Source organism: Sulfuricella sp. T08, assembly GCF_000971475.1.
Classification (GTDB): Bacteria; Pseudomonadota; Gammaproteobacteria; order Burkholderiales; family Sulfuricellaceae; genus Sulfuricella.
The window spans coordinates 69,300-87,352 of the sequence record NZ_DF967525.1 but is presented as its reverse complement, the minus strand read 5'-3'; the positions used below and the strand labels follow the sequence as shown (position 1 = coordinate 87,352).

The following is an 18,053-nucleotide window of genomic DNA, read 5'->3' as shown; positions in this document are numbered from 1 at the left end:
TGGTGTAGCTTTGTCTTGGTATCCGATACATTTCAACCTCCAGTTGCCAGTTTAATAGGCTACTGCTGGTATCCGAAATTCGCAACCAAACTCATAGTCCGAATTAAGTCCTGCGGGTTCACAGAGGGCTTGATCAGTGACCCCCAAATAACACCGCAAATAAGGTGTGTTGGTTGTCGTTATGTCAATCCAAATAAAGGAGGAACAATGAATCTCAAGCTGATCAATCTTGTATTGCTTACGGGCGGACTCGCCATGAGTTCGACACTATGGGCGGCCCCGTCCACCCCTGCCATGCTGTCTAACACCTGTTCCGCCTGCCATGGGCAGTTCGGCCAGGCTGTTGGCCCCAGCATTCCAACGCTGGCGGGCCAGCCAGCGTCATATATCGCCGACTCCATGAAGAAATTCAAAAGCGGTGAGCGTGCCGGCACCGTGATGAATCGCGTGGCCAAGGCTTACTCGGACGATGACTTCAATGCGATGGGCGATTTCTTCAGCCAGAAGAAATTCGTGCGCTATCCACAGAAAGTAGATGCCGCCAAGGTGGCCAAGGGCAAGGAACTGCACGAGCAGAATTGCAAGAAATGCCACACGGAAAACGGACGTGAATCCGAGGATGGTGGCGTAATTGCTGGCCAATGGAGTGAGTATCTGCACATTACCATGGATGATTTTGCTTCGAAGAAGCGTGCGATGCCGAAGAAGATGGCGGAAAAACTCGAGGGCCTGAGCAAGGATGACCTCGACGCCTTGATTAACTTCTACGCCAGCCAGCAATAACTCAGGAGGAAAAAGAATATGTCGAATATGGACCGCAGGAGTTTTATCAAGCTGCTGGGCGCAGCGACTGGCGTGGGTTTGGCGGGTGCCCCCTTTATTACTTCGGCCGCTGAAATGCTGCCGAAAAAAGGGCGACGCGTGGTGGTGATCGGCGGCGGCTATGGCGGCTCGATTGTCGCCAAATATATCCGCATCAATGATCCCTCCATCGAAGTGGTGATGATCGAGCGCGACAAGAAGTTCGTGTCCTGCCCGTTCAGCAACACCGTCATCGGGGGTTTCCGCGATATCAAGGACAATACCATCACCTACGAAAATTTGGCTGCCAACAATGGCATCAAGGTGGTTTACGACGAAGTCACCGCTGTCGATACTTCCGCCAAGAAAGTCGTAGTGTCCGGCGGCACCATCAGTTATGACCGTCTGGTTCTCTCTCCCGGTATCGATTTCCGCTTCGAGGAAATCGAGGGTTACGATCCGGTGGCTACCCCCAAAGTAATCCCCCATGCCTGGAAAGCCGGTGAGCAGACCCTGCTGTTGCGCAAGCAGCTGGTAGACCTGCCCAAAGGCGGCACGGTGGTGATGTCGATCCCGGTGACCCCGTTCCGCTGCCCGCCCGGACCTTACGAGCGGATCAGCATGATGGCTTGGCACCTGAAAAACCACAATCCGACCGCCAAGATCATCGTGCTCGACGCCAATCCGGATATCGTGTCCAAAGGTCCGTTGTTCAAGAAAGCCTGGGCCAAGCACTACGAGGGAATGATCGATTACCGGCCAGCCCAGAAGGTTACCAAGGTCGACGCCAAAAATCGCAGTGTCGACACCGGGGTAGAGGAAATCAAGGGTGACCTGGTCAATCTGGTGCCGCCGCAAAAGGCCGGCCTGATCGCGCACAAGGCCGGTGTAGTGGGCGAGGACAAGAAATGGTGCCCGGTCAACCAGCTGAGCTTCGAATCGACTCTTGCCAAGGATGTGCACATTATCGGTGACTCCTGTATTGCAGGGGCGATGCCGAAGTCGGGTTACTCGGCCAACTCCCAGGCCAAGGTGTGTGCGACCAATATCGTGCAACTGATGAACGGCCAGGATTTGATCGATCCATCCCATACCAACGTGTGCTACAGCTATGTCACCGAGAAAGAGGCAATTTCGGTTGCGGCTGTGTACAAGGTGGCGGATGGCAAGACCATTGCTGTGGCGAACTCCGGTGGAGTGTCGCCGGATTTGTCCGAGCTTGAGGCAATTTACGCCAAGAGCTGGATCAAGAACATTCTGCACGAAATGTCTTCCTGATCCGCACTGCAGCAAAATGCAAAAAGCCCCGCAAGTGGGGCTTTTTGTTTGTGTGGATACCGTGTTTCAGGCATGCCGCACGGAGAAGGTCTCGAACATCGAGCCGATGCGGCTGCGTAGAGCATCGTCCAGAAGTTCATGGACTGAGTAAGTGCAGACCGCTTCATCGGCACATCCCTGGGGCCTGAATTCCTGTAGTACGTAATGTTTTGCGCCCAGCCCGCGTAATTCCTCTGCCAGTCTCAGTATTGAATCCTGTGAGTGAAAGAGCGGGTGTACCGTGGTGCGAAATTCATGTGGAATGCCGCTTTCAAGCAGCAGGCTTGCGCTTTTCCATGCTTTTATGGCGCTGCCAGGCGTGTCGGTGACTCTGGCGTAATCATCGGTGGTGGCCTTGATATCCATCCCGACCCAGTCCAGCATGGGCAGTAGTTCCTTCAGGCGGGATGGATAGGTGCCGCCGGTATGCAGTCCGATTTTGAAGCCGAGGTCGCGGACTTCGCTGATGGCAGACTGGAGGGCATCCTGCAGAGTGGGTTCGCCGCCGCTGAAAACCACCGCGTCCAGCAGGCCTTGGCGGCGGCGCAGAAAATCCATGACTGCCGACCAATCGAGCTGGCCGTTATCGCGGGGAATCAGATGGGGATTGTGGCAATAGCCGCAGCGCCAAGGGCAGCCCTGGCAAAATACCACAGCAGCCAGGCAGCCGGGATAATCAGTGCTGGTCAGCGGGGTCAGGCCGCCAATTTGCATACGATCTTTCATTCTATGGGTGTTTTCTGGGGATAGAAAGTCGGAGTGCCACTGGTGGTGAGGATAGACACGATGAGCTATGAGCAGCGAAGAATGCAAGAGCATTCAACCGCTCTTGCATTCTTCGAGCATGACGAAACTAAGCCGCTAGCTTGGCTCGACATTCCTGGAAGAACTTGCGCTCATAATGCTCGCCTTTTTTGCCGACGTTGAACGAAGTCACTGGTCGATGGTAGCCCATCACGCGGGTCCACACTTCGCAGGGCTGGCGCTCATCATCGGTCAAAATAATTTCATCGCTATTAAGGTTGGTCTGGTTGGACAGGTCGGTCATGGTAATCTCCTTTAATTATGTTATAGGTGGTTGGTCAGGCTGCGGCCAGTTTTTTGTTGCGTTTCTCAGCCAGGAGTTCCTGGTCGCACTTCGGGCAGAACTTGTGCTCGCCGTCGATATAGCCGTGCGTCGGGCAGATCGAGAACGTCGGCGTAATCGTGATATACGGCTGACCAAACCTTTCCAGGGCGCGGCGCACCAGGGTCTTGCAGGCTTCCGCGCTGGTGATGCGCTCGGTCATATAGAGGTGCAACACGGTGCCGCCGGTGTATTTTTTCTGTAACACCTCTTGACGTTCCAGCGCCTCGAACGGATCGTCGGTGAAGCCCACAGGCAGTTGCGAAGAGTTGGTGTAATAGGGCGTGTCCTTGGTGCCGGCCTGGATGATGTCGGCAAAGCGTTTACGATCCTCCCTAGCGAAGCGATAAGTGGTGCCCTCTGCCGGTGTCGCTTCCAGGTTGTACATGTGGCCGGTTTCTTCCTGAAAGGCGAGCATCCTGGCGCGCACGTGATCGAGCAGGCGTACCGCGAAAGCGTGGCCCCATTCGGTCGTGATGTCGTGCTCGTCGTGGCTGAAGTTGCGGATCATCTCATTGATGCCGTTGACGCCCAGCGTGGAGAAGTGATTGCGCAACGTGCCGAGGTAGCGCTTGGTGTAGGGGAACAGTCCCGCGTCCATGTGGCGCTGGATTACCTTGCGTTTGATCTCCAGGCTGTTCTTGCCGATTTCCATCAGCTCGTCGAGGCGGTTTAACAATGCCGCTTCGTTGTTCTGGTAGAGGTAGCCCAGGCGAGCACAGTTGATGGTGACCACGCCTATCGAGCCGGTCTGTTCGGCACTGCCGAAAAGACCGTTACCGCGCTTCAGGAGCTCGCGCAGGTCGAGTTGCAGGCGACAGCACATCGAGCGCACCATGTTCGGCTTGAGCTCGGAATTGATGAAATTCTGGAAGTAGGGCAGGCCGTATTTGGCAGTCATCTCGAACAGCAGGGTGGCGTTTTCGCTTTCCCATGGGAAGTCCGGCGTCATGTTGTAGGTCGGGATGGGGAATGTGAACACTCGCCCTTTGGCGTCGCCAGTCGTCATCACCTCGATGTAGGCACGGTTGATCATGTCCATTTCGACCTGAAGATCGCCATAGCTGAACGGCATTTCCTTGCCGCCTACGATGGGTATCTGCTCGCGCAGGTCTTCCGGGCATACCCAGTCGAAGGTCAGGTTGGTGAACGGCGTCTGGGTGCCCCAGCGCGATGGCACGTTGAGGTTGTAGATCAGTTCCTGGATGTACTGCTTGACGCAGGAATAGGGAAGATTGTCATTGCGGATGAATGGCGCCATGTAGGTGTCGAAGGAGGAGAACGCCTGTGCACCAGCCCACTCGTTCTGCAGGGTGCCGAGGAAGTTGACGATCTGGCCGACGGCTGAAGACATGTGCTTGGGTGGGCCGGCCTCGACCTTGCCAGGCACTCCGTTGAGACCCTCGTGGAGCAGGGTGCGCAGTGACCAGCCGGCGCAGTAGCCGGCCAGCATGTCCAGGTCATGCACGTGGATGTCGCCCTCGCGGTGCGCCACGCCAACTTCTGGCGGGTAGACATGGTTGAGCCAGTAATTCGCCACCACCTTGCCGGACACGTTGAGGATCAGGCCGCCCAGGCTGTAGCCCTGGTTGGCGTTGGCGTTGACACGCCAGTCCATCTGGTCGAGGTATTCGTTGATCGAGCTTTCCACATCCACCACGGTTTTGCGGTCCTGGCGCAGTTTGGTGTGCTGTTCGCGATAGACGATGTAGGCACGGGCGGTCTTGAGGTGGTTGGCGGTGATCAGCACCTGCTCGACGGCATCCTGGACTTTCTCGATGTGGGGCGGCTCGGAACGGAATTTGTGGATTAGAACCTTGACCACCTGGGCGGTGAGCAGGAATGCTTCGTTGGCGTCGAAATCGCCGGTTGCGGCGCCGGCCCGCTGGATGGCGGAACGGATTTTTTCAGAGTCGAACGGGGCTAATGTCCCGTCGCGCTTGAGAACACCCTTCAAAAGTGAAACCAGATTGATACTGCCACTTTCTAGTTGATTGTCTGCCATTGCTGCCTCCTGACTTGTTTTTGTGAGATTGGCCTTTGCTCTACGCGCCGGAAAGCGTAAAGGTCTGGTTGACAAATATCATAAACCACAAGATGTTGTGAGTTTTGCTAAAATTTACTCACTATCTTGTGGTGTGTCAAGAGGAGATGCGGAGTTTGTTATCCCGAATTTGTGAAAAAAATTTAACGACCAGCGGCAAGCAGGCGGGACGCGGCCTTTTCCAAGACCGGTCCGGGCATGAGCTGGAATAGTTCCAGTTTTGGCAGTTCTACCGCGTCGAGGGTGTTCTTGGCGATCAACCCGAGTTCGGTATCGCCCTCCACTACCAGGCGGCGGCTGAAAAACAGGGTGTCCGGATCTTCCTTGCGTGTGCCGAGCATGATGAAATCATAAGCGCTGGCGCTGATGGTCAGATCCGGTGTTTTACCCGCCTTGCAGGCGACAAAGCCGGTAGAGTTGATGGAGAAGAAAAAGCTGATGCCGACATCGGTCACGCGGATGCTGACTAGCTTGCCATGCAGCGGTTCCAGCAGAGCGGGCTGGATGATACGGCCTAGTGCCAGGTTCAGCGCCTGGCTGAAGAGCAGCGAATGCGGGTAGGTTGGTAGCAACGAGAGTGCCGCACCCAGCGGCTTGGGGAATTTGAAAGTGGGCAGGTTCATGGGTTTGTTCCTTTAGTAAGCCAGTTCAGGATCATTTTATCCGGTTTATGGATTGAGGCCAACGCCCTTCCTGATTTTCTCGGATAGCTCTATCTGAGCTTGCCGAGGAAGAAAATAAAGAGTTTAATCCACCGCTTAGTAGAAACTAGCCAATAAATCAGTCCAGACATTATCTGGTTGGCGGCGTTTTGGATGAATAGAATCGGAGTGAACAGTGATCAATAATGATGTCTTACGCAGCATTCGATATGCGCTGGATCTTGGCGACGCAAAGGTCGTGGAGATCATTAAACTGGCCGGGCGTGACGTAGCGCAATCCGACCTCATGAGCTTTCTGAAGAAAGAGGATGAAGAAGGTTTTATTGAGTGTAACGACGAAGTCATGCTGTCGTTCCTGGACGGGTTGATAATACATAGAAGAGGCAAGATGGAGTCCAGGCCAGACCAGGATAAAAAACCGGAACGCCTGACCAACAACACCATACTGAAGAAACTGCGGGTTGCCTTTGAATTGAAGGAAGAGGACATGCATAAAGTTCTGGAACTGGCGGGGTTCAGTGTGTCCAAGCCTGAGCTGAGCGCGCTGTTTCGGATGAAAGGGCATAAAAACTACCGGGCTTGCGGCGATCAGCTTCTCCGCAATTTCTTAAAGGGCCTGACCGTTCGCCACAGAAGCTGATAGCAAAGATGAAAATTCCGAAAAGACTGGCGCCGCTGGTCGAAGATGGCCTGGTCGATGAGGTCGTCCGTCAACTCATGAGCGGCAAGGAGGCAATGGTATTCGTGGTCCGTTGCGGGGAAGAGGTGCGTTGCGCGAAGGTGTACAAAGAGGCCAACAAACGCAGTTTTCGCCAGAGCGTGGATTACACCGAAGGCCGCAAGGTGAAAAACAGCCGCCAGGCCCGTGCCATGGAGAAAGGCTCCAAGTATGGACGCAAGGCGCAGGAGGAGGCATGGCAGAGCGCTGAGGTGGACGCCTTATACCGCCTCGCCGCCGCTGGCGTGCGTGTGCCCAAGCCGTATAACTTCCATGAGGGCGTGCTGCTCATGGAACTGGTGACGGACGACAACGGCAATGCAGCCCCCAGGCTCAACGATCTGGTGCTGACGGAAGAGCGCGCCCGAGAATACCACCACGCATTGATCCAGCAGGTGGTACGCATGCTTTGCGCCGGCGTCGTCCACGGCGACCTGTCCGAGTACAACATCCTCGTCGGCAGCGAGGGGCCGGTCATCATCGATCTGCCGCAAGCGGTCGACGCGGCGGGCAACAACCACGCCAGCAGCATGCTGGATAGGGACGTTACCAATCTGGCAAACTACTTTGGTCAGTTCGCTGCCGACCTTCGAACTACCGACTATGGCAAGGAAATCTGGTCGCTCTACGAGAGCGGCGAACTGCATGCCGAGGTCAAGCTGACCGGCCGCTTTGAGCGCAACGTAAAGCCGGCTGATCTGGTTGGGGTGATGCGGGAAATTGATGATGCACGGGCTGAAGAGGCTGCCCGCTTGGCGCGGATTGGCGGCGTTTAGTTCGCCAAATAATCCGTGATTGGCTGATAAGTCCGACAGGCTCCTACGACAGCGTGCTTGATATTCCCAATTTCACCCCGACACTTTTCCATTCCTTGGCTTCATTTTCCAGTGCGGCTTCGGTGAGAGGGTTACGGGTGAGCCAGTCCTTGCTCATGCTGAGTTCGAAGCTGGAGTAATCCCACTCCAGCCGGATTTCCGGCAGCTCGAAATCCATGCGGCTGCGGTAGAACAGCACCGCGAGGCGCAGGGCCAGAATCTGTGCCCAGGCTTCGTTGTCTGGCAAAAGCTGCGCCGCCTTGTTCAGGGAGCCGCGTTGGGCGAGGACCAGACGCGAAAGTTGCGCCTGCTCTTTTTTGGAAAATCCGGGCATGTCCGCGTTTTCGATGATGTAGGCGGAATGTTTGTGGAAGCCGCTATGCGCGATGGAAAGCCCGATCTCGTGCAGGCGCGCGGCCCAGGACAGACGCTTCAGGGCGGCTTCCAGATCAAGCGGCAGTGTTGCTGTCAACTGGCGCAACAGGTCGATGCCGAGCTGTCCGACGTGTCCGGCCTGCTCCGGGTCGACGTGATAGCGGCGCATGAATTGCCGTACCGTGGTTTCACGCATGTCGTGGCGGTGGAAGCGGCCCAGCAGGTCATACAGCACACCTTCCCGCAATGCAGTATCTGCCACGCCCATGCGGGCGACATCCAGTTCGGCAACAATCGCCGCCATGATGGCGAAACCGCCGCCCAGAACAGGCACCCGGTCCGGACGCAGGCCGGCCAGCTGCAATTTGTTGCAATCGCCTGCCTTGAGCATGGCGTCACGTAATCTGGCCAATCCTTCCGGGGTGATGCCGTTGTCACTGTAGCCGTTCATTTGTAAAATCTCGGCCAGCGCCTTGGCGGTGCCGGAAGAGCCGATGGCCTGCTGCCAGTGGTCGGCGGAAAATTCGCCAGCGATCGCTTGTACTTCGGCGCGGGCGGCAAGGTCCGCCTGGCGTAGCGCGCCCTTGCTGATCTTGCCATCGGGGAAATAGCGCTGGCTGTAGCTGACGCAGCCCATGTACAGGCTTTCCATCTGTTGCGGTTTCAGCCCTGTACCGATGATGAACTCGGTCGAGCCGCCGCCAATGTCCACCACCAGGCGCTTATCGCTCGAAGCCGGCAGGCCGTGAGAAACGCCGAGGTAGATCAGGCGGGCTTCCTCGCGTCCAGCGATGATCTCTATGGGGAAGCCGAGTGCAGTCTCGGCCTGCTGCAGGAATTCCTCGGCGTTCTTTGCGACGCGGAAGGTGTTGGTGCCGACAGCGCGTACCGCGTCGCGCGGCAGGCCTCGCAGGCGCTCGCCGAAGCGGCCAAGGCTGGCCAGCGCACGGTTGCAGGTATCCTGATCGAGGGTTTTGTCCACGCCCAGCCCGGCTCCAAGGCGTACGGTGTCTTTCAGCGAATCCAGTGGGTAGATCTGGTCGTCTACCACCCGTGCGACCTGCAGCCTGAAGCTGTTGGAGCCGAGATCGACCGCCGCGACGGTGGAGTACTTGCGCACTGCTGAGCGACCCTTATTCCAGTTCGCGCTCGATTTCCTCGAGGGAGGTGTGGCGCACGTCCTTGCCCTTGACCATGTAGACCACGTACTCGGACATGTTTTTGGCGTGGTCGCCGATGCGTTCGATCGCCTTGGCGGCGAACAACACGTCGAGTGAGGTGGAGATGGTGCGCGGGTCTTCCATCATGAAGGTGATCAGGTGACGCATGCAGGCGCTGAAGGCGTCGTCAACCAGCACATCCTGGCGTGGAACCTGGACCGCAGTGCCGATGTCGAGCCGGGCAAAGGCATCGAGCGACTTGCGCAGCATTTCCAGCACAATGCCGCTCATCAGGGTGATCTCGGTGAAGCGCGGTGTGGATAGTCGGCCGGACTGGTAAATCAGCTTGCTCATGCGGGCGATTTTCTCGGCCTCGTCGCCGATGCGTTCCAGGTCGGTGATGGTCTTGATCACTGTCATCACCATGCGCAAATCGCCGGCGGTGGGTTGGCGGCGAGCAATGATATGGGCACAGGCTTCGTCGATCTCCACTTCCATGGAATTGACCTGAAGATCCTTGGCGATGACTGAGTCGGCGAGATCGAGCTTGCTGTTGATCAGTGCTTCGATGGCGTTGACGATCTGTTCCTCCACCAGGCCACCCATCTGCAACACTCGAGAACGCACGGTTTCCAGCTCGGTATCGAATTGCTTGGAAATGTGTTCATGCTGCATGGTGTTTCTCCCTCTTGCTCATCTACTCAAGTATACACATTGATTATGACAATTTTGTTGCCGCTGGCAATTACGCCTGCAGGGTTCTTACCCCTTCGCTGGTGCCGAGCAGCAGCACGTCAGCGGGTCTCCGAGCGAACAGGCCGTTGGTTACCACCCCGGTGATCTGATTGATCTGGGTTTCCAGCTCCACCGGGTTCATGATTTGCAGGCCGTGCACGTCAAGGATGATGTTGCCGTTGTCGGTGGTGAAGCCCTGGCGCAACATGGGCTGGCCGCCGAGCTTGACCAGCTCGCGTGCGACGTAGCTTTGCGCCATCGGGATCACTTCCACCGGCAGCGGGAAGTTGCCGAGCATGCCGACCAGTTTGGAGCCGTCGGCGATGCAGACAAATTTTCTGCTGCAGGCAGCAACGATCTTTTCACGCGTCAGTGCCCCGCCACCACCCTTGATCATGTGCATGTGCTCGGTGATTTCGTCGGCGCCGTCGACATAAACCGCTAGCTCGCCGGCGCTGTTCAGGTCCAGAACCTGGATGCCATGGCTTTTCAGGCGCTGGGCGGTGGCTTCGGAGCTGGCCACCGCGCCGTCGATGCGGCCTTTGATTTTGGCCAGTTCATCGATGAAATAGTTGGCGGTGGAACCGGTGCCCACACCGATGACGCCTGCGGGTACGTGCTCGATGGCGGCGCGGGCCACCGCCTGTTTCAGTTCGTCTTGCGTCATGTTTCCTAATCCCTGTGAAAGATGAGTTTTATCCGGACAAGCAAATGATTATTATCTCAGGGTTTGTCGGTTTTAGAAACTTTCGGGATTCTTTCGTCAATCAAATTTTCGGCCAGTTACGATTTAGCCGGCCGGCCGGTCTTGAGTTTTTCCACCTGCTCCACGGCCTTGATCAAGGCGGCGTTCGGCAGCCTGGACAAGCTCAGCAAACCCGCACGCAGCAGCTCGCTTTTCTTGACATGAACGCCAGCCTGCAGGCACTTCTTCTTGAGTTCGGCAAGTTGGGCGTAATCATTTTCCGGCATGGTGAAACTGTCGCGCACCATTTTAATTTTTTTGGGCTTGTCTGCCTTGGGCGGCTTTTCCGTTTTTGCGGATTTTGGCTTGGTTTTCAAAGGTGCGACAGCGGGTTTTTTGGCGGGCGACTTGACCGCCTGCTTTGCGGGCGGCGGCATTTTGACCGCGGCGGCTGGCTTGGCAATTTTGTCCTCTGCCAGTGCGGTTGGCGCTGATTTAGTAGTGGTTTTGGCTTTCTCAGTCATGGCTCGCTCCAAATTAAAGTGACACTGTTAAATTGACACTTGCACGAATCGATTAATCTTGAATTGATTTATATAATTTATACTATTTACTGGCTTGTGCAACAAATATTTTCACCAGCCATTAATTAATGGTAAAGGTATATCAAATTAATATTTCCGTTCCATGACAGTTCACGCCCCGGCTTCTGGTTTGGCCTGAATCCTGATAACCTTTCAAATTAAACCGGATTGAAACCTATGCGCACCGACTACCTGGAAAAAATACTCACCGCCCGCGTCTACGACGTGGCCATCGAAAGCCCGCTGGAACATGCGCCGAATCTGTCACGCCGCATCCAGAATACGGTCTTGCTCAAGCGCGAGGACTTGCAGCCGGTGTTCTCGTTCAAGCTGCGCGGCGCCTACAACAAGATGGTGCAGCTTCCTGCCGCAACGCTCAAGCGCGGGGTGATTGCCGCTTCCGCCGGCAACCATGCCCAGGGCGTGGCGCTTTCCGCTCAGCGTCTGAAGTGCGAAGCCACCATCGTGATGCCCGCCACCACCCCGCAGATCAAGGTTGAAGCAGTGCAGAGCCGTGGCGCCCACGTGGTGCTGCATGGGGATTCCTACAGCGATGCCTATGTCCATGCCATCGCCCTGGCGAAGAAACTCAAGCTGGCCTTCGTTCATCCCTATGACGATCCGGAAGTGATTGCCGGGCAGGGCACCATCGGCATGGAAATCCTGCGCCAGCATTCGGATCCGATTCACGCCATTTTCGTGCCGGTAGGCGGGGGTGGCCTGATCGCCGGCATTGCCGCTTACGTGAAGCGCCTCAAGCCGGAAATCAAGATCATCGGCGTCGAGCCGGTCGACGCCGATGCCATGTACCGTTCGCTGAAGAAGAAGGAGCGGGTGACTCTGGCGCAGGTAGGCATCTTTGCCGACGGCGTGGCGGTCAAGCAGGTGGGAGAAGAAACTTTTCGCCTGTGCCGCGAACTGGTGGACGAAGTCATTCTGGTGGATACCGATGCCATCTGCGCCGCGATCAAGGACGTGTTCGAGGATACCCGCTCCATTCTTGAACCCGCCGGGGCGCTTTCCATCGCTGGGGCCAAGTTGTACGTCGCGCGCGAAAAGCTGAAGAACAAGACGCTGGTGGCTATCGCCTCCGGCGCCAACATGAACTTCGACCGCTTGCGCCATGTCGCCGAGCGCGCCGAGCTGGGCGAGCAGCGCGAAGCCGTGCTGTCTGTCACCATCCCGGAAAAACCGGGCAGTTTCAAGGCATTCTGCGCCCTGCTGGGGACGCGCAACATCACCGAATTCAATTATCGTTATTCAGATTCCAGCGCGGCCCATGTGTTCGTCGGGGTGCAGGCGCAAAACCGTGGCGAAACCGAGAAGTTGCTGGCGCTGCTGGAGCGCAAGGGGCTCCAGCCGGTGGACATGAGCAATAACGAGATGGCCAAGCTGCATGTCCGGCACATGGTGGGTGGCCATGCTCCCCAGGCGAAAAACGAAATCCTTTATCGCTTTGAATTCCCCGAGCGCCCCGGTGCGCTGATGAAGTTTCTCGACAGCGTGGGGCAGAACTGGAACATCAGCCTGTTCCATTACCGCAACCATGGCGCAGACTACGGGCGGGTGCTGGTTGGGGTGCAGGTGCCACCTCAGGAAAAGCCCGACTTCAGGGCCTTTCTGAAGCGTCTGGGCTATCCCTATGTGGATGAGAGCAAGAATCCGGCCTACAAATTGTTTCTCGGCTGATTTGATTTAAATCATGGAAGGGCCGTGGCACCATCGTTATGATGCCGAGTTTTTGAGGCAGTAATATGCAACGAACACGAAGTTTGATTCTGGCGGCGCTGTTCGCGTGCCTGTCCGGCCATGCCGCCGCTTCTTTCGACAGCGCGGCCCTGACTCTTCCTGCCAGCTATGCCGGGGATGACATCAAAAAGTGGTATGGAGAAATTTCCGCCTCCGCAACCGTCGCCGTGAGCATCAAGGATGAGGTATTCGCCTTTGTCGTCGATCTTGACGCCGGACCGAACTTTACCCAGGAATACGATGCGGCCAGTGGCAAGCTGGAACTGCACTACAACATGGTGTTCAACCAGATCGCCGAGGGCTGGAGCTGGGATGCGATGGCCGACCCGGACCAGCGCGACTATTACCGCTTCAAATTTCTGCCTCTCGGCTCCGAAATTGCCTCCAAGCGCGCGCCCGAGGTGGTCGAACTCTACCCCGGCAAAACGGTGGAAGTGAAAAACCGCTGGCGCTACGACTATTTCTTCGCCTTCGACAACCTCTATGATTTCTATGCGCGCAAGGTGGACGACGATGCCGGCTTCGATGCGTCCGTGCCGATGCAAGCCGGGGAAGCGCAACGGCTGACGGAGGGCAAGACCGTTCGCATGCTGGCGCTGTGCCGGCTCAAGCCGCCTTACCACACCGAAAGCAACACCTTCTGGAAGGCCACCTTCGCCGAGCCGGTGGATTACACCCTGAGAAAACGCTATCTGGTGGGGGATCTGCTCGAAGTCTGGTTTTACGACAGCGCCAGTGGCAAGGTGCTGGCCAAGGTCCGGCAGCGCTGATTAGGGCTCGTTAATGGATAAGTTGGGCCCAACTTATCCATTAACGAGCCCTTACTTCACCCATACCGTCTTGATGTTCACGAATTCGCGGATGCCGTGGTAGGAAAGCTCGCGGCCGTAGCCTGATGCCTTGATGCCGCCGAACGGCAGGCGCGGATCGGATTTTACCATGCCGTTGATGAAGCAGCAGCCCGCCCCGATCTCTCGCGACAGCCTTTCAGCGCGCGCAGCGTCGCCGCTCCACAGGCTGGCACCCAGACCGAAGCGGGTATCGTTGGCGATTCTTAGGGCATCCTGTTCGTCGTGCGCACGGATCACGGCGGCCACAGGGCCGAATAGCTCCTCGTGATAGGCGCGCGCCTTCGGCGTGACATGGTCGAGGATGGACGGCAGGTAATAGGCGCCTTCCCCGGCGACCGGTTCGCAGCCTAGTAAAGCTTGCGCTCCCTGGGTGATGGAGTCCGCCACCTGGCGGTGCAGTTCGTCGCGCAGGTCGAGCCTTGCCATCGGTCCCATCTGAGTGTCTTCCTTCATCGGATCCCCGACTCGAAGGGCGGCAACTTTCTGCATCATCAGGAGCATGAATTCGTCCGCGATTTCCGGCACGACAATGAAACGCTTGGCTGCGATGCAGGACTGGCCATTGTTGAGAAAGCGCGAATTGACGGCCTGGGTGCTGGTGTAGTCGAGGTCGGCATCGTGCAGTATGATGAAAGGATCTGACCCACCCAGTTCCAGGACGCACTTTTTCAGGTTTCGCCCAGCCTCCGCGGCAACCTGTCGCCCGGCTGGCTCCGATCCGGTAAAAGTGACGGCATGTATGCGGGGGTCAGCGATGATGCCTGCGACCTGGCTCGCATCGATCATCAGGGTGGCAAACAGGCCATGCGGCAGGCCCGCGGTACGGAAAATATCCTCCACCGCCAACGCACATTGCGGCACATTGGAGGAGTGCTTGAGCAGGATAGCGTTGCCAGCCATCAGCGCCGGTGCGGCAGCGCGGAACACTTGCCAGAAGGGAAAATTCCACGGCATGATTGCGAGCACGGTGCCGAGCGGCGGGTAGCTGACATAGCTCCGGGTGGCATCGGTTTCAATCGGCTCGTCCGTGAGAAGTTCGCCAGCGTGGTGGGCGTAGTAGTCGCATGCCAGGGCGCATTTTTCTACTTCGGCTCGGGCTTCCCGCAACGGCTTTCCCATTTCCCGGGTAATCAGGGCGGCGTAGTCGTCGTGGTTTGCCATCAGAATTTCCGCCACATGGAGCAGCGCTTCAGCGCGCTGCTCCAAGCCTGTTATTCGCCAGATTTTCTGGGCTTTCTGACCCTCTTCCAGTGCGCTGTCGAGGTGTCGATCATCGCACCTCTGAAAAAATCGCTCAACCTTGCCGGTGGCGGGATTCAGGCTGATGTGGGGCATCGTGTGCTATCTTTTAAAGACGTTAAAACTTACTATAGCACTTATGAAAGCTCTCTATATTGCAGTCGTTTTTTTTGCAGGGGCCGCGTTTCCCTCATTCGGCAATGCGGCCTCGACAAACCAAGAGGCTGACTTCCTCGCCGCGCGCGAGGCTTTTCGGGCCGGCAATATTTCCCATTTCGATACCATGGCCGCGCGCTTGCAAGGTCATGTGCTGGAGCCCTTCGTCGCTTATATGCAACTCATGTTGCGCCTCAAGGAAGCGAGCCCGGAAGAGATCAAAGGGTTTATCCAGCGTAACGGGGACAGTTTCCTGGCCGACCGGCTGCTCGCTGAATGGCTGCGGATGCTGGCAAAGAGCCAGCGCTGGGAACTGTACATGAGCGAATACCCAGCGCTGATTACCAGGGATTCGGATCTGGTCTGCTATGCCCTGCAGGCGCGGCTCGCATTGGGTGAAAGCGCCGCGCTGGCGGAGGCGAAGCCCTACTGGTTCAGCGCCGAAGAGCAGCCGTCGAGCTGCCTGCCTCTGTCCGATGCTTTGGCGACCAACGGCCTGCTCACCGTGGAAGATGTGTGGGCGCGTTTGAGGCTTACCCTGGAGGCGGGCAACGTTAGCGTGGCGAAGCATGTTGCGCGTTACTTCCCCGGCCAGCAGGAGATTCCCCTGCGCGAGCTGGATCGTGCGGCAGAAAATCCGCTCGCTTTTCTCGACAATCTGCCGGTGGACCTGAAGACCCGTGCTGGCCGGGAGCTGACCCTATTCGCCCTGGCCCGCATGGCTCGCAGCCAGCCGCAACAGGCGTTGCCCTACTGGAATGCGCTGTACGCCAAGTTTAGTGCAGAAGAACAGGCTTATGGCTGGGGTCAGCTGGCTTTCCATGCTGCGCGCAAGCACGATCCGGATGCGCTAGCCTGGTTTGGCAAGGCGGCCGGGACTCGTCTTTCCGACTTGCAGCTCGCCTGGAAGGTGCGCGCGGCGCTGCGCGAGCAGAATTGGCAGGAAGTGCAGGCCGCCATCGCGGCGATGTCGGAGGCGGAGCAGAACCAGGGCTCCTGGCGCTACTGGAAGGCGCGTGCCCTCAAGGCGCAGGGCAAGGCGGTGCAGGGCAATGCAATCCTGGCGCCGCTGTCGAAGGAATTTAATTATTATGGCCAGCTTGCGGCTGGAGAGTTGGGTGCGGTGGCCGGCATCCCCGCTGAAATTGTCAAGGTGGGTGACGACGAAATCAAGGCCATGGAGAGGCTGCCTGCAATCCGGCGTGCGCTGGCGCTGTACGAGATGAACCTGCGCTACGAGGCCAACCGCGAGTGGATGTGGGCGGTGCGTGGGCTCGATGACAGGCGCCTGCTGGCCGCGGCAGAGGTGGCTCAGCGCCACGGTTGGTATGACAGGGCCATCAGTACTGCGGACAAGACCCAGCAGTTGCACGATTTCAGCCTGCGCTTTCCCGCTCCCCACCGTGATGTGATGCAGGAACAGGCACGTCTGGTGGGTCTGGACGAGGCTTGGGTATACGGCCTGATTCGCCAGGAAAGCCGCTTTATCCAGCAGGCACGTTCCGGCGTCGGCGCATCGGGGTTGATGCAGCTGATGCCGGGAACAGCGCGCTGGGTGGCGAAGCGCATGGGGATGAAAAATTTTCGCCAGTCGCTGGTCAACCAATTGGATACCAACGTGGCACTCGGTACTTATTATCTCAAGTATGTGCTCGACAAACTCGATGGGCAGCCGCTGCTGGCGACCGCCGCCTACAATGCGGGCCCGCGCCGCGCCATCAACTGGCGTAGCGCCACCCCGATGGAAGGCGCTATCTATGCCGAGACTATTCCGTTTACGGAAACCCGTGGCTATGTGCAGAAAGTCATGAGCAATGCTGTCTACTACGGCAACCGTTTTGGCCAACAACTGCAGTCATTGAAGCAGCGCCTGGGCACGATTAAGTCAGGAAGCGGGAAAACGGAATGCAGCGGCGATGACGAGCGCGCGCCGGCGTGCGAATAACGAATAAGGAGAAAAATGATGGAAATTAAGAAGGTTTGTGTGCTGGGCGGCAGCGGTTTTAGCTCCGGCGTAACGCGCTTCGCGCATTAGCCTGCACTGAAACCTTGAGGTACCTAACCATCGTGGAAAAATAAGGAAAAATCATGGAAATCAAAAAAGTTTGTGTGCTGGGCGGCAGCGGTTTTGTGGGTCAGCATGTAGTTAGCCAACTGTGCGAGCGGGGATATGAGGTGCATGTGCCTTACCGCAACATCAATCGGGCCAAGCGTCTTACTGTGCTGCCGACGGTGTCGATGGTGGAAGCGGACATTCACGACCCGGCTGTGTTAAAAAACCTGTTCCAGGGTGTGGATGCGGTGATCAACCTGGTCGGCATTCTCCATGAAGGAAAGCATGGTGCTTTCCAGCGTGCGCACGTGGAGTTGCCGCGCAAGGTAGTGGAAGCCTGCCGGGCGACAGGGGTGAAGCGGCTACTGCATATGAGTGCCCTCGGTGGCGATCCGGATGGCTTGAGCCGCTATCAGCGCAGCAAGGGCGAGGGTGAGGCACTGGTGCGGGCGGCCCACGGAGAACATCTGGCGGTGACGGTATTCCGCCCATCGGTGATTTTCGGCCCGGAAGACCACTTTCTCAACCTGTTCGCCCGCCTGCTTTGGTGGACGCCAATTTTCCCGCTCGGTAGCCCGAATGCCAAGTTGCAACCGGTGTATGTCGGCGATGTGGCTCAGGCGTTCGCGGCCAGCCTGAACAACCCGGCCACCTTCGGCCAGCGCTACGAACTGTGCGGCCCGACGGTTTACACCTTGCAGGAACTGGTCGAATACGTCGCCAAGGTCAAGGGTCTCAAGCGGTCGGTTATTCCACTGTCCGGCGGGATGTCTTCGCTGCAGTCCATTCTACTGGGCCTGATGCCGGTGAAGATGCTGACCCACGACAACTACCTGACGCTAAAAACCGATGCGGTGTGCGCCTGCCCATTCCCTGAGATATTCGGCATCCAGCCTGTTGCACTCGAGGCCGAAGCGCCGCTGTATCTGGCCGGCGTTCAGCCGCCGCGCTTCAAGCGGTTTATCGACGAGAAACGCTAGCTT

General features: G+C 57.4%; 17 protein-coding genes. 8 read left to right on the top strand and 9 right to left on the bottom strand.

Features of this window, described 5'->3' with window-relative positions; genetic code table 11:
* Positions 1-207 precede the first annotated feature (207 nt).
* Positions 208-783, top strand: coding sequence for a cytochrome c (locus SCT_RS03380; RefSeq protein ID WP_059419044.1), 576 nt, complete (start codon positions 208-210; stop codon positions 781-783).
* A gap of 18 nt (positions 784-801) precedes the next feature.
* Positions 802-2,079: an FAD/NAD(P)-binding oxidoreductase gene (locus tag SCT_RS03375; RefSeq protein ID WP_059419042.1), complete on the top strand. Its 1,278-nt coding sequence runs from the start codon at positions 802-804 to the stop codon at positions 2,077-2,079.
* Positions 2,080-2,145: 66 nt separating this feature from the next.
* Here the strand turns inward: SCT_RS03375 and SCT_RS03370 are convergent, their stop codons facing one another.
* From SCT_RS03370 to SCT_RS03355, 4 genes are all read right to left on the bottom strand, one after another.
* Complete coding sequence (locus SCT_RS03370) at positions 2,146-2,844, bottom strand: anaerobic ribonucleoside-triphosphate reductase activating protein (protein ID WP_237759594.1); 699 nt, start codon at positions 2,842-2,844, stop codon at positions 2,146-2,148.
* Positions 2,845-2,971: 127 nt separating this feature from the next.
* Positions 2,972-3,166, bottom strand: a complete 195-nt coding sequence (gene nrdD / locus SCT_RS17815) for an anaerobic ribonucleoside-triphosphate reductase (RefSeq protein WP_059419040.1) — start codon at positions 3,164-3,166, stop codon at positions 2,972-2,974.
* A 34-nt stretch (positions 3,167-3,200) separates the two neighbouring features.
* Positions 3,201-5,249 carry a ribonucleoside triphosphate reductase gene (locus SCT_RS03360; RefSeq protein WP_059419037.1) on the bottom strand — a complete coding sequence of 683 codons (2,049 nt, stop codon included), beginning with the start codon at positions 5,247-5,249 and terminating at the stop codon, positions 3,201-3,203.
* A gap of 182 nt (positions 5,250-5,431) precedes the next feature.
* On the bottom strand, positions 5,432-5,911 hold the full coding sequence (locus tag SCT_RS03355) for an SCP2 domain-containing protein (protein WP_059419036.1): 480 nt from the start codon (positions 5,909-5,911) through the stop codon (positions 5,432-5,434).
* 214 nt (positions 5,912-6,125) lie between these two features.
* Between SCT_RS03355 and SCT_RS03350 the strand changes: the two genes are divergently transcribed.
* Both SCT_RS03350 and SCT_RS03345 read left to right on the top strand, forming a co-directional pair.
* Positions 6,126-6,590 (top strand): DUF1456 family protein, encoded by a 465-nt coding sequence (locus SCT_RS03350; RefSeq protein WP_059419033.1) that lies wholly within the window; start codon positions 6,126-6,128, stop codon positions 6,588-6,590.
* Between the two features lie 8 nt (positions 6,591-6,598).
* Positions 6,599-7,444 carry a PA4780 family RIO1-like protein kinase gene (locus SCT_RS03345; protein WP_059419031.1) on the top strand — a complete coding sequence of 282 codons (846 nt, stop codon included), beginning with the start codon at positions 6,599-6,601 and terminating at the stop codon, positions 7,442-7,444.
* Between the two features lie 43 nt (positions 7,445-7,487).
* On the opposite strand, the gene ppx is transcribed toward SCT_RS03345, so the two are convergent.
* From ppx to SCT_RS03325, 4 genes are all read right to left on the bottom strand, one after another.
* On the bottom strand, positions 7,488-8,978 hold the full coding sequence (ppx, locus tag SCT_RS03340) for an exopolyphosphatase (protein ID WP_059419029.1): 1,491 nt from the start codon (positions 8,976-8,978) through the stop codon (positions 7,488-7,490).
* 13 nt (positions 8,979-8,991) lie between these two features.
* Positions 8,992-9,693, bottom strand: coding sequence for a phosphate signaling complex protein PhoU (gene phoU, locus SCT_RS03335; RefSeq protein WP_059419026.1), 702 nt, complete (start codon positions 9,691-9,693; stop codon positions 8,992-8,994).
* Between the two features lie 70 nt (positions 9,694-9,763).
* Positions 9,764-10,420: a ribose-5-phosphate isomerase RpiA gene (gene rpiA / locus SCT_RS03330; RefSeq protein ID WP_059419024.1), complete on the bottom strand. Its 657-nt coding sequence runs from the start codon at positions 10,418-10,420 to the stop codon at positions 9,764-9,766.
* A 116-nt stretch (positions 10,421-10,536) separates the two neighbouring features.
* A complete protein-coding gene (locus tag SCT_RS03325) occupies positions 10,537-10,962 on the bottom strand; it encodes a hypothetical protein (protein WP_059419021.1) in 426 nt (141 codons plus the stop codon).
* A gap of 237 nt (positions 10,963-11,199) precedes the next feature.
* Here SCT_RS03325 and ilvA point away from each other — a divergent pair, with 237 nt between their 5' ends.
* Positions 11,200-12,711 (top strand): threonine ammonia-lyase, biosynthetic, encoded by a 1,512-nt coding sequence (gene ilvA, locus SCT_RS03320; protein ID WP_059419017.1) that lies wholly within the window; start codon positions 11,200-11,202, stop codon positions 12,709-12,711.
* Positions 12,712-12,776: 65 nt separating this feature from the next.
* On the top strand, positions 12,777-13,541 hold the full coding sequence (locus SCT_RS03315; RefSeq protein ID WP_144408208.1) for a hypothetical protein: 765 nt from the start codon (positions 12,777-12,779) through the stop codon (positions 13,539-13,541).
* A gap of 51 nt (positions 13,542-13,592) precedes the next feature.
* On the opposite strand, the gene SCT_RS03310 is transcribed toward SCT_RS03315, so the two are convergent.
* Positions 13,593-14,957: an NAD-dependent succinate-semialdehyde dehydrogenase gene (locus SCT_RS03310; RefSeq protein ID WP_059419012.1), complete on the bottom strand. Its 1,365-nt coding sequence runs from the start codon at positions 14,955-14,957 to the stop codon at positions 13,593-13,595.
* Between the two features lie 43 nt (positions 14,958-15,000).
* On the opposite strand from SCT_RS03310, the gene SCT_RS03305 reads away from it, so the two are divergent.
* Together SCT_RS03305 and SCT_RS03300 are read left to right on the top strand one after the other, a co-directional pair.
* Positions 15,001-16,962, top strand: a complete 1,962-nt coding sequence (locus tag SCT_RS03305; RefSeq protein ID WP_059419009.1) for a lytic transglycosylase domain-containing protein — start codon at positions 15,001-15,003, stop codon at positions 16,960-16,962.
* A gap of 143 nt (positions 16,963-17,105) precedes the next feature.
* Complete coding sequence (locus tag SCT_RS03300) at positions 17,106-18,050, top strand: complex I NDUFA9 subunit family protein (RefSeq protein WP_059419007.1); 945 nt, start codon at positions 17,106-17,108, stop codon at positions 18,048-18,050.
* The last annotated feature ends 3 nt before the right edge of the window (positions 18,051-18,053 follow it).

Excerpts from the sequence above, each read along its gene's own strand:
- SCT_RS03380 (WP_059419044.1), top strand. The coding sequence starts at position 208 with ATGAATCTCAAGCTGATCAATCTTGTATTGCTTACGGGCGGACTCGCC.
- SCT_RS03345 (WP_059419031.1), top strand. The coding sequence starts at position 6,599 with ATGAAAATTCCGAAAAGACTGGCGCCGCTGGTCGAAGATGGCCTGGTC.
- ilvA (WP_059419017.1), top strand. The coding sequence starts at position 11,200 with ATGCGCACCGACTACCTGGAAAAAATACTCACCGCCCGCGTCTACGAC.
- phoU (WP_059419026.1), bottom strand. The coding sequence starts at position 9,693 with ATGCAGCATGAACACATTTCCAAGCAATTCGATACCGAGCTGGAAACC.
- SCT_RS03300 (WP_059419007.1), top strand. The coding sequence starts at position 17,106 with ATGGAAATCAAAAAAGTTTGTGTGCTGGGCGGCAGCGGTTTTGTGGGT.
- SCT_RS03310 (WP_059419012.1), bottom strand. The coding sequence starts at position 14,957 with ATGCCCCACATCAGCCTGAATCCCGCCACCGGCAAGGTTGAGCGATTT.
- SCT_RS03305 (WP_059419009.1), top strand. The coding sequence starts at position 15,001 with ATGAAAGCTCTCTATATTGCAGTCGTTTTTTTTGCAGGGGCCGCGTTT.
- SCT_RS03325 (WP_059419021.1), bottom strand. The coding sequence starts at position 10,962 with ATGACTGAGAAAGCCAAAACCACTACTAAATCAGCGCCAACCGCACTG.
- SCT_RS03370 (WP_237759594.1), bottom strand. The coding sequence starts at position 2,844 with ATGAAAGATCGTATGCAAATTGGCGGCCTGACCCCGCTGACCAGCACT.
- SCT_RS03355 (WP_059419036.1), bottom strand. The coding sequence starts at position 5,911 with ATGAACCTGCCCACTTTCAAATTCCCCAAGCCGCTGGGTGCGGCACTC.
- SCT_RS03315 (WP_144408208.1), top strand. The coding sequence starts at position 12,777 with ATGCAACGAACACGAAGTTTGATTCTGGCGGCGCTGTTCGCGTGCCTG.
- SCT_RS03375 (WP_059419042.1), top strand. The coding sequence starts at position 802 with ATGTCGAATATGGACCGCAGGAGTTTTATCAAGCTGCTGGGCGCAGCG.
- SCT_RS03360 (WP_059419037.1), bottom strand. The coding sequence starts at position 5,249 with ATGGCAGACAATCAACTAGAAAGTGGCAGTATCAATCTGGTTTCACTT.
- nrdD (WP_059419040.1), bottom strand. The coding sequence starts at position 3,166 with ATGACCGACCTGTCCAACCAGACCAACCTTAATAGCGATGAAATTATT.
- rpiA (WP_059419024.1), bottom strand. The coding sequence starts at position 10,420 with ATGACGCAAGACGAACTGAAACAGGCGGTGGCCCGCGCCGCCATCGAG.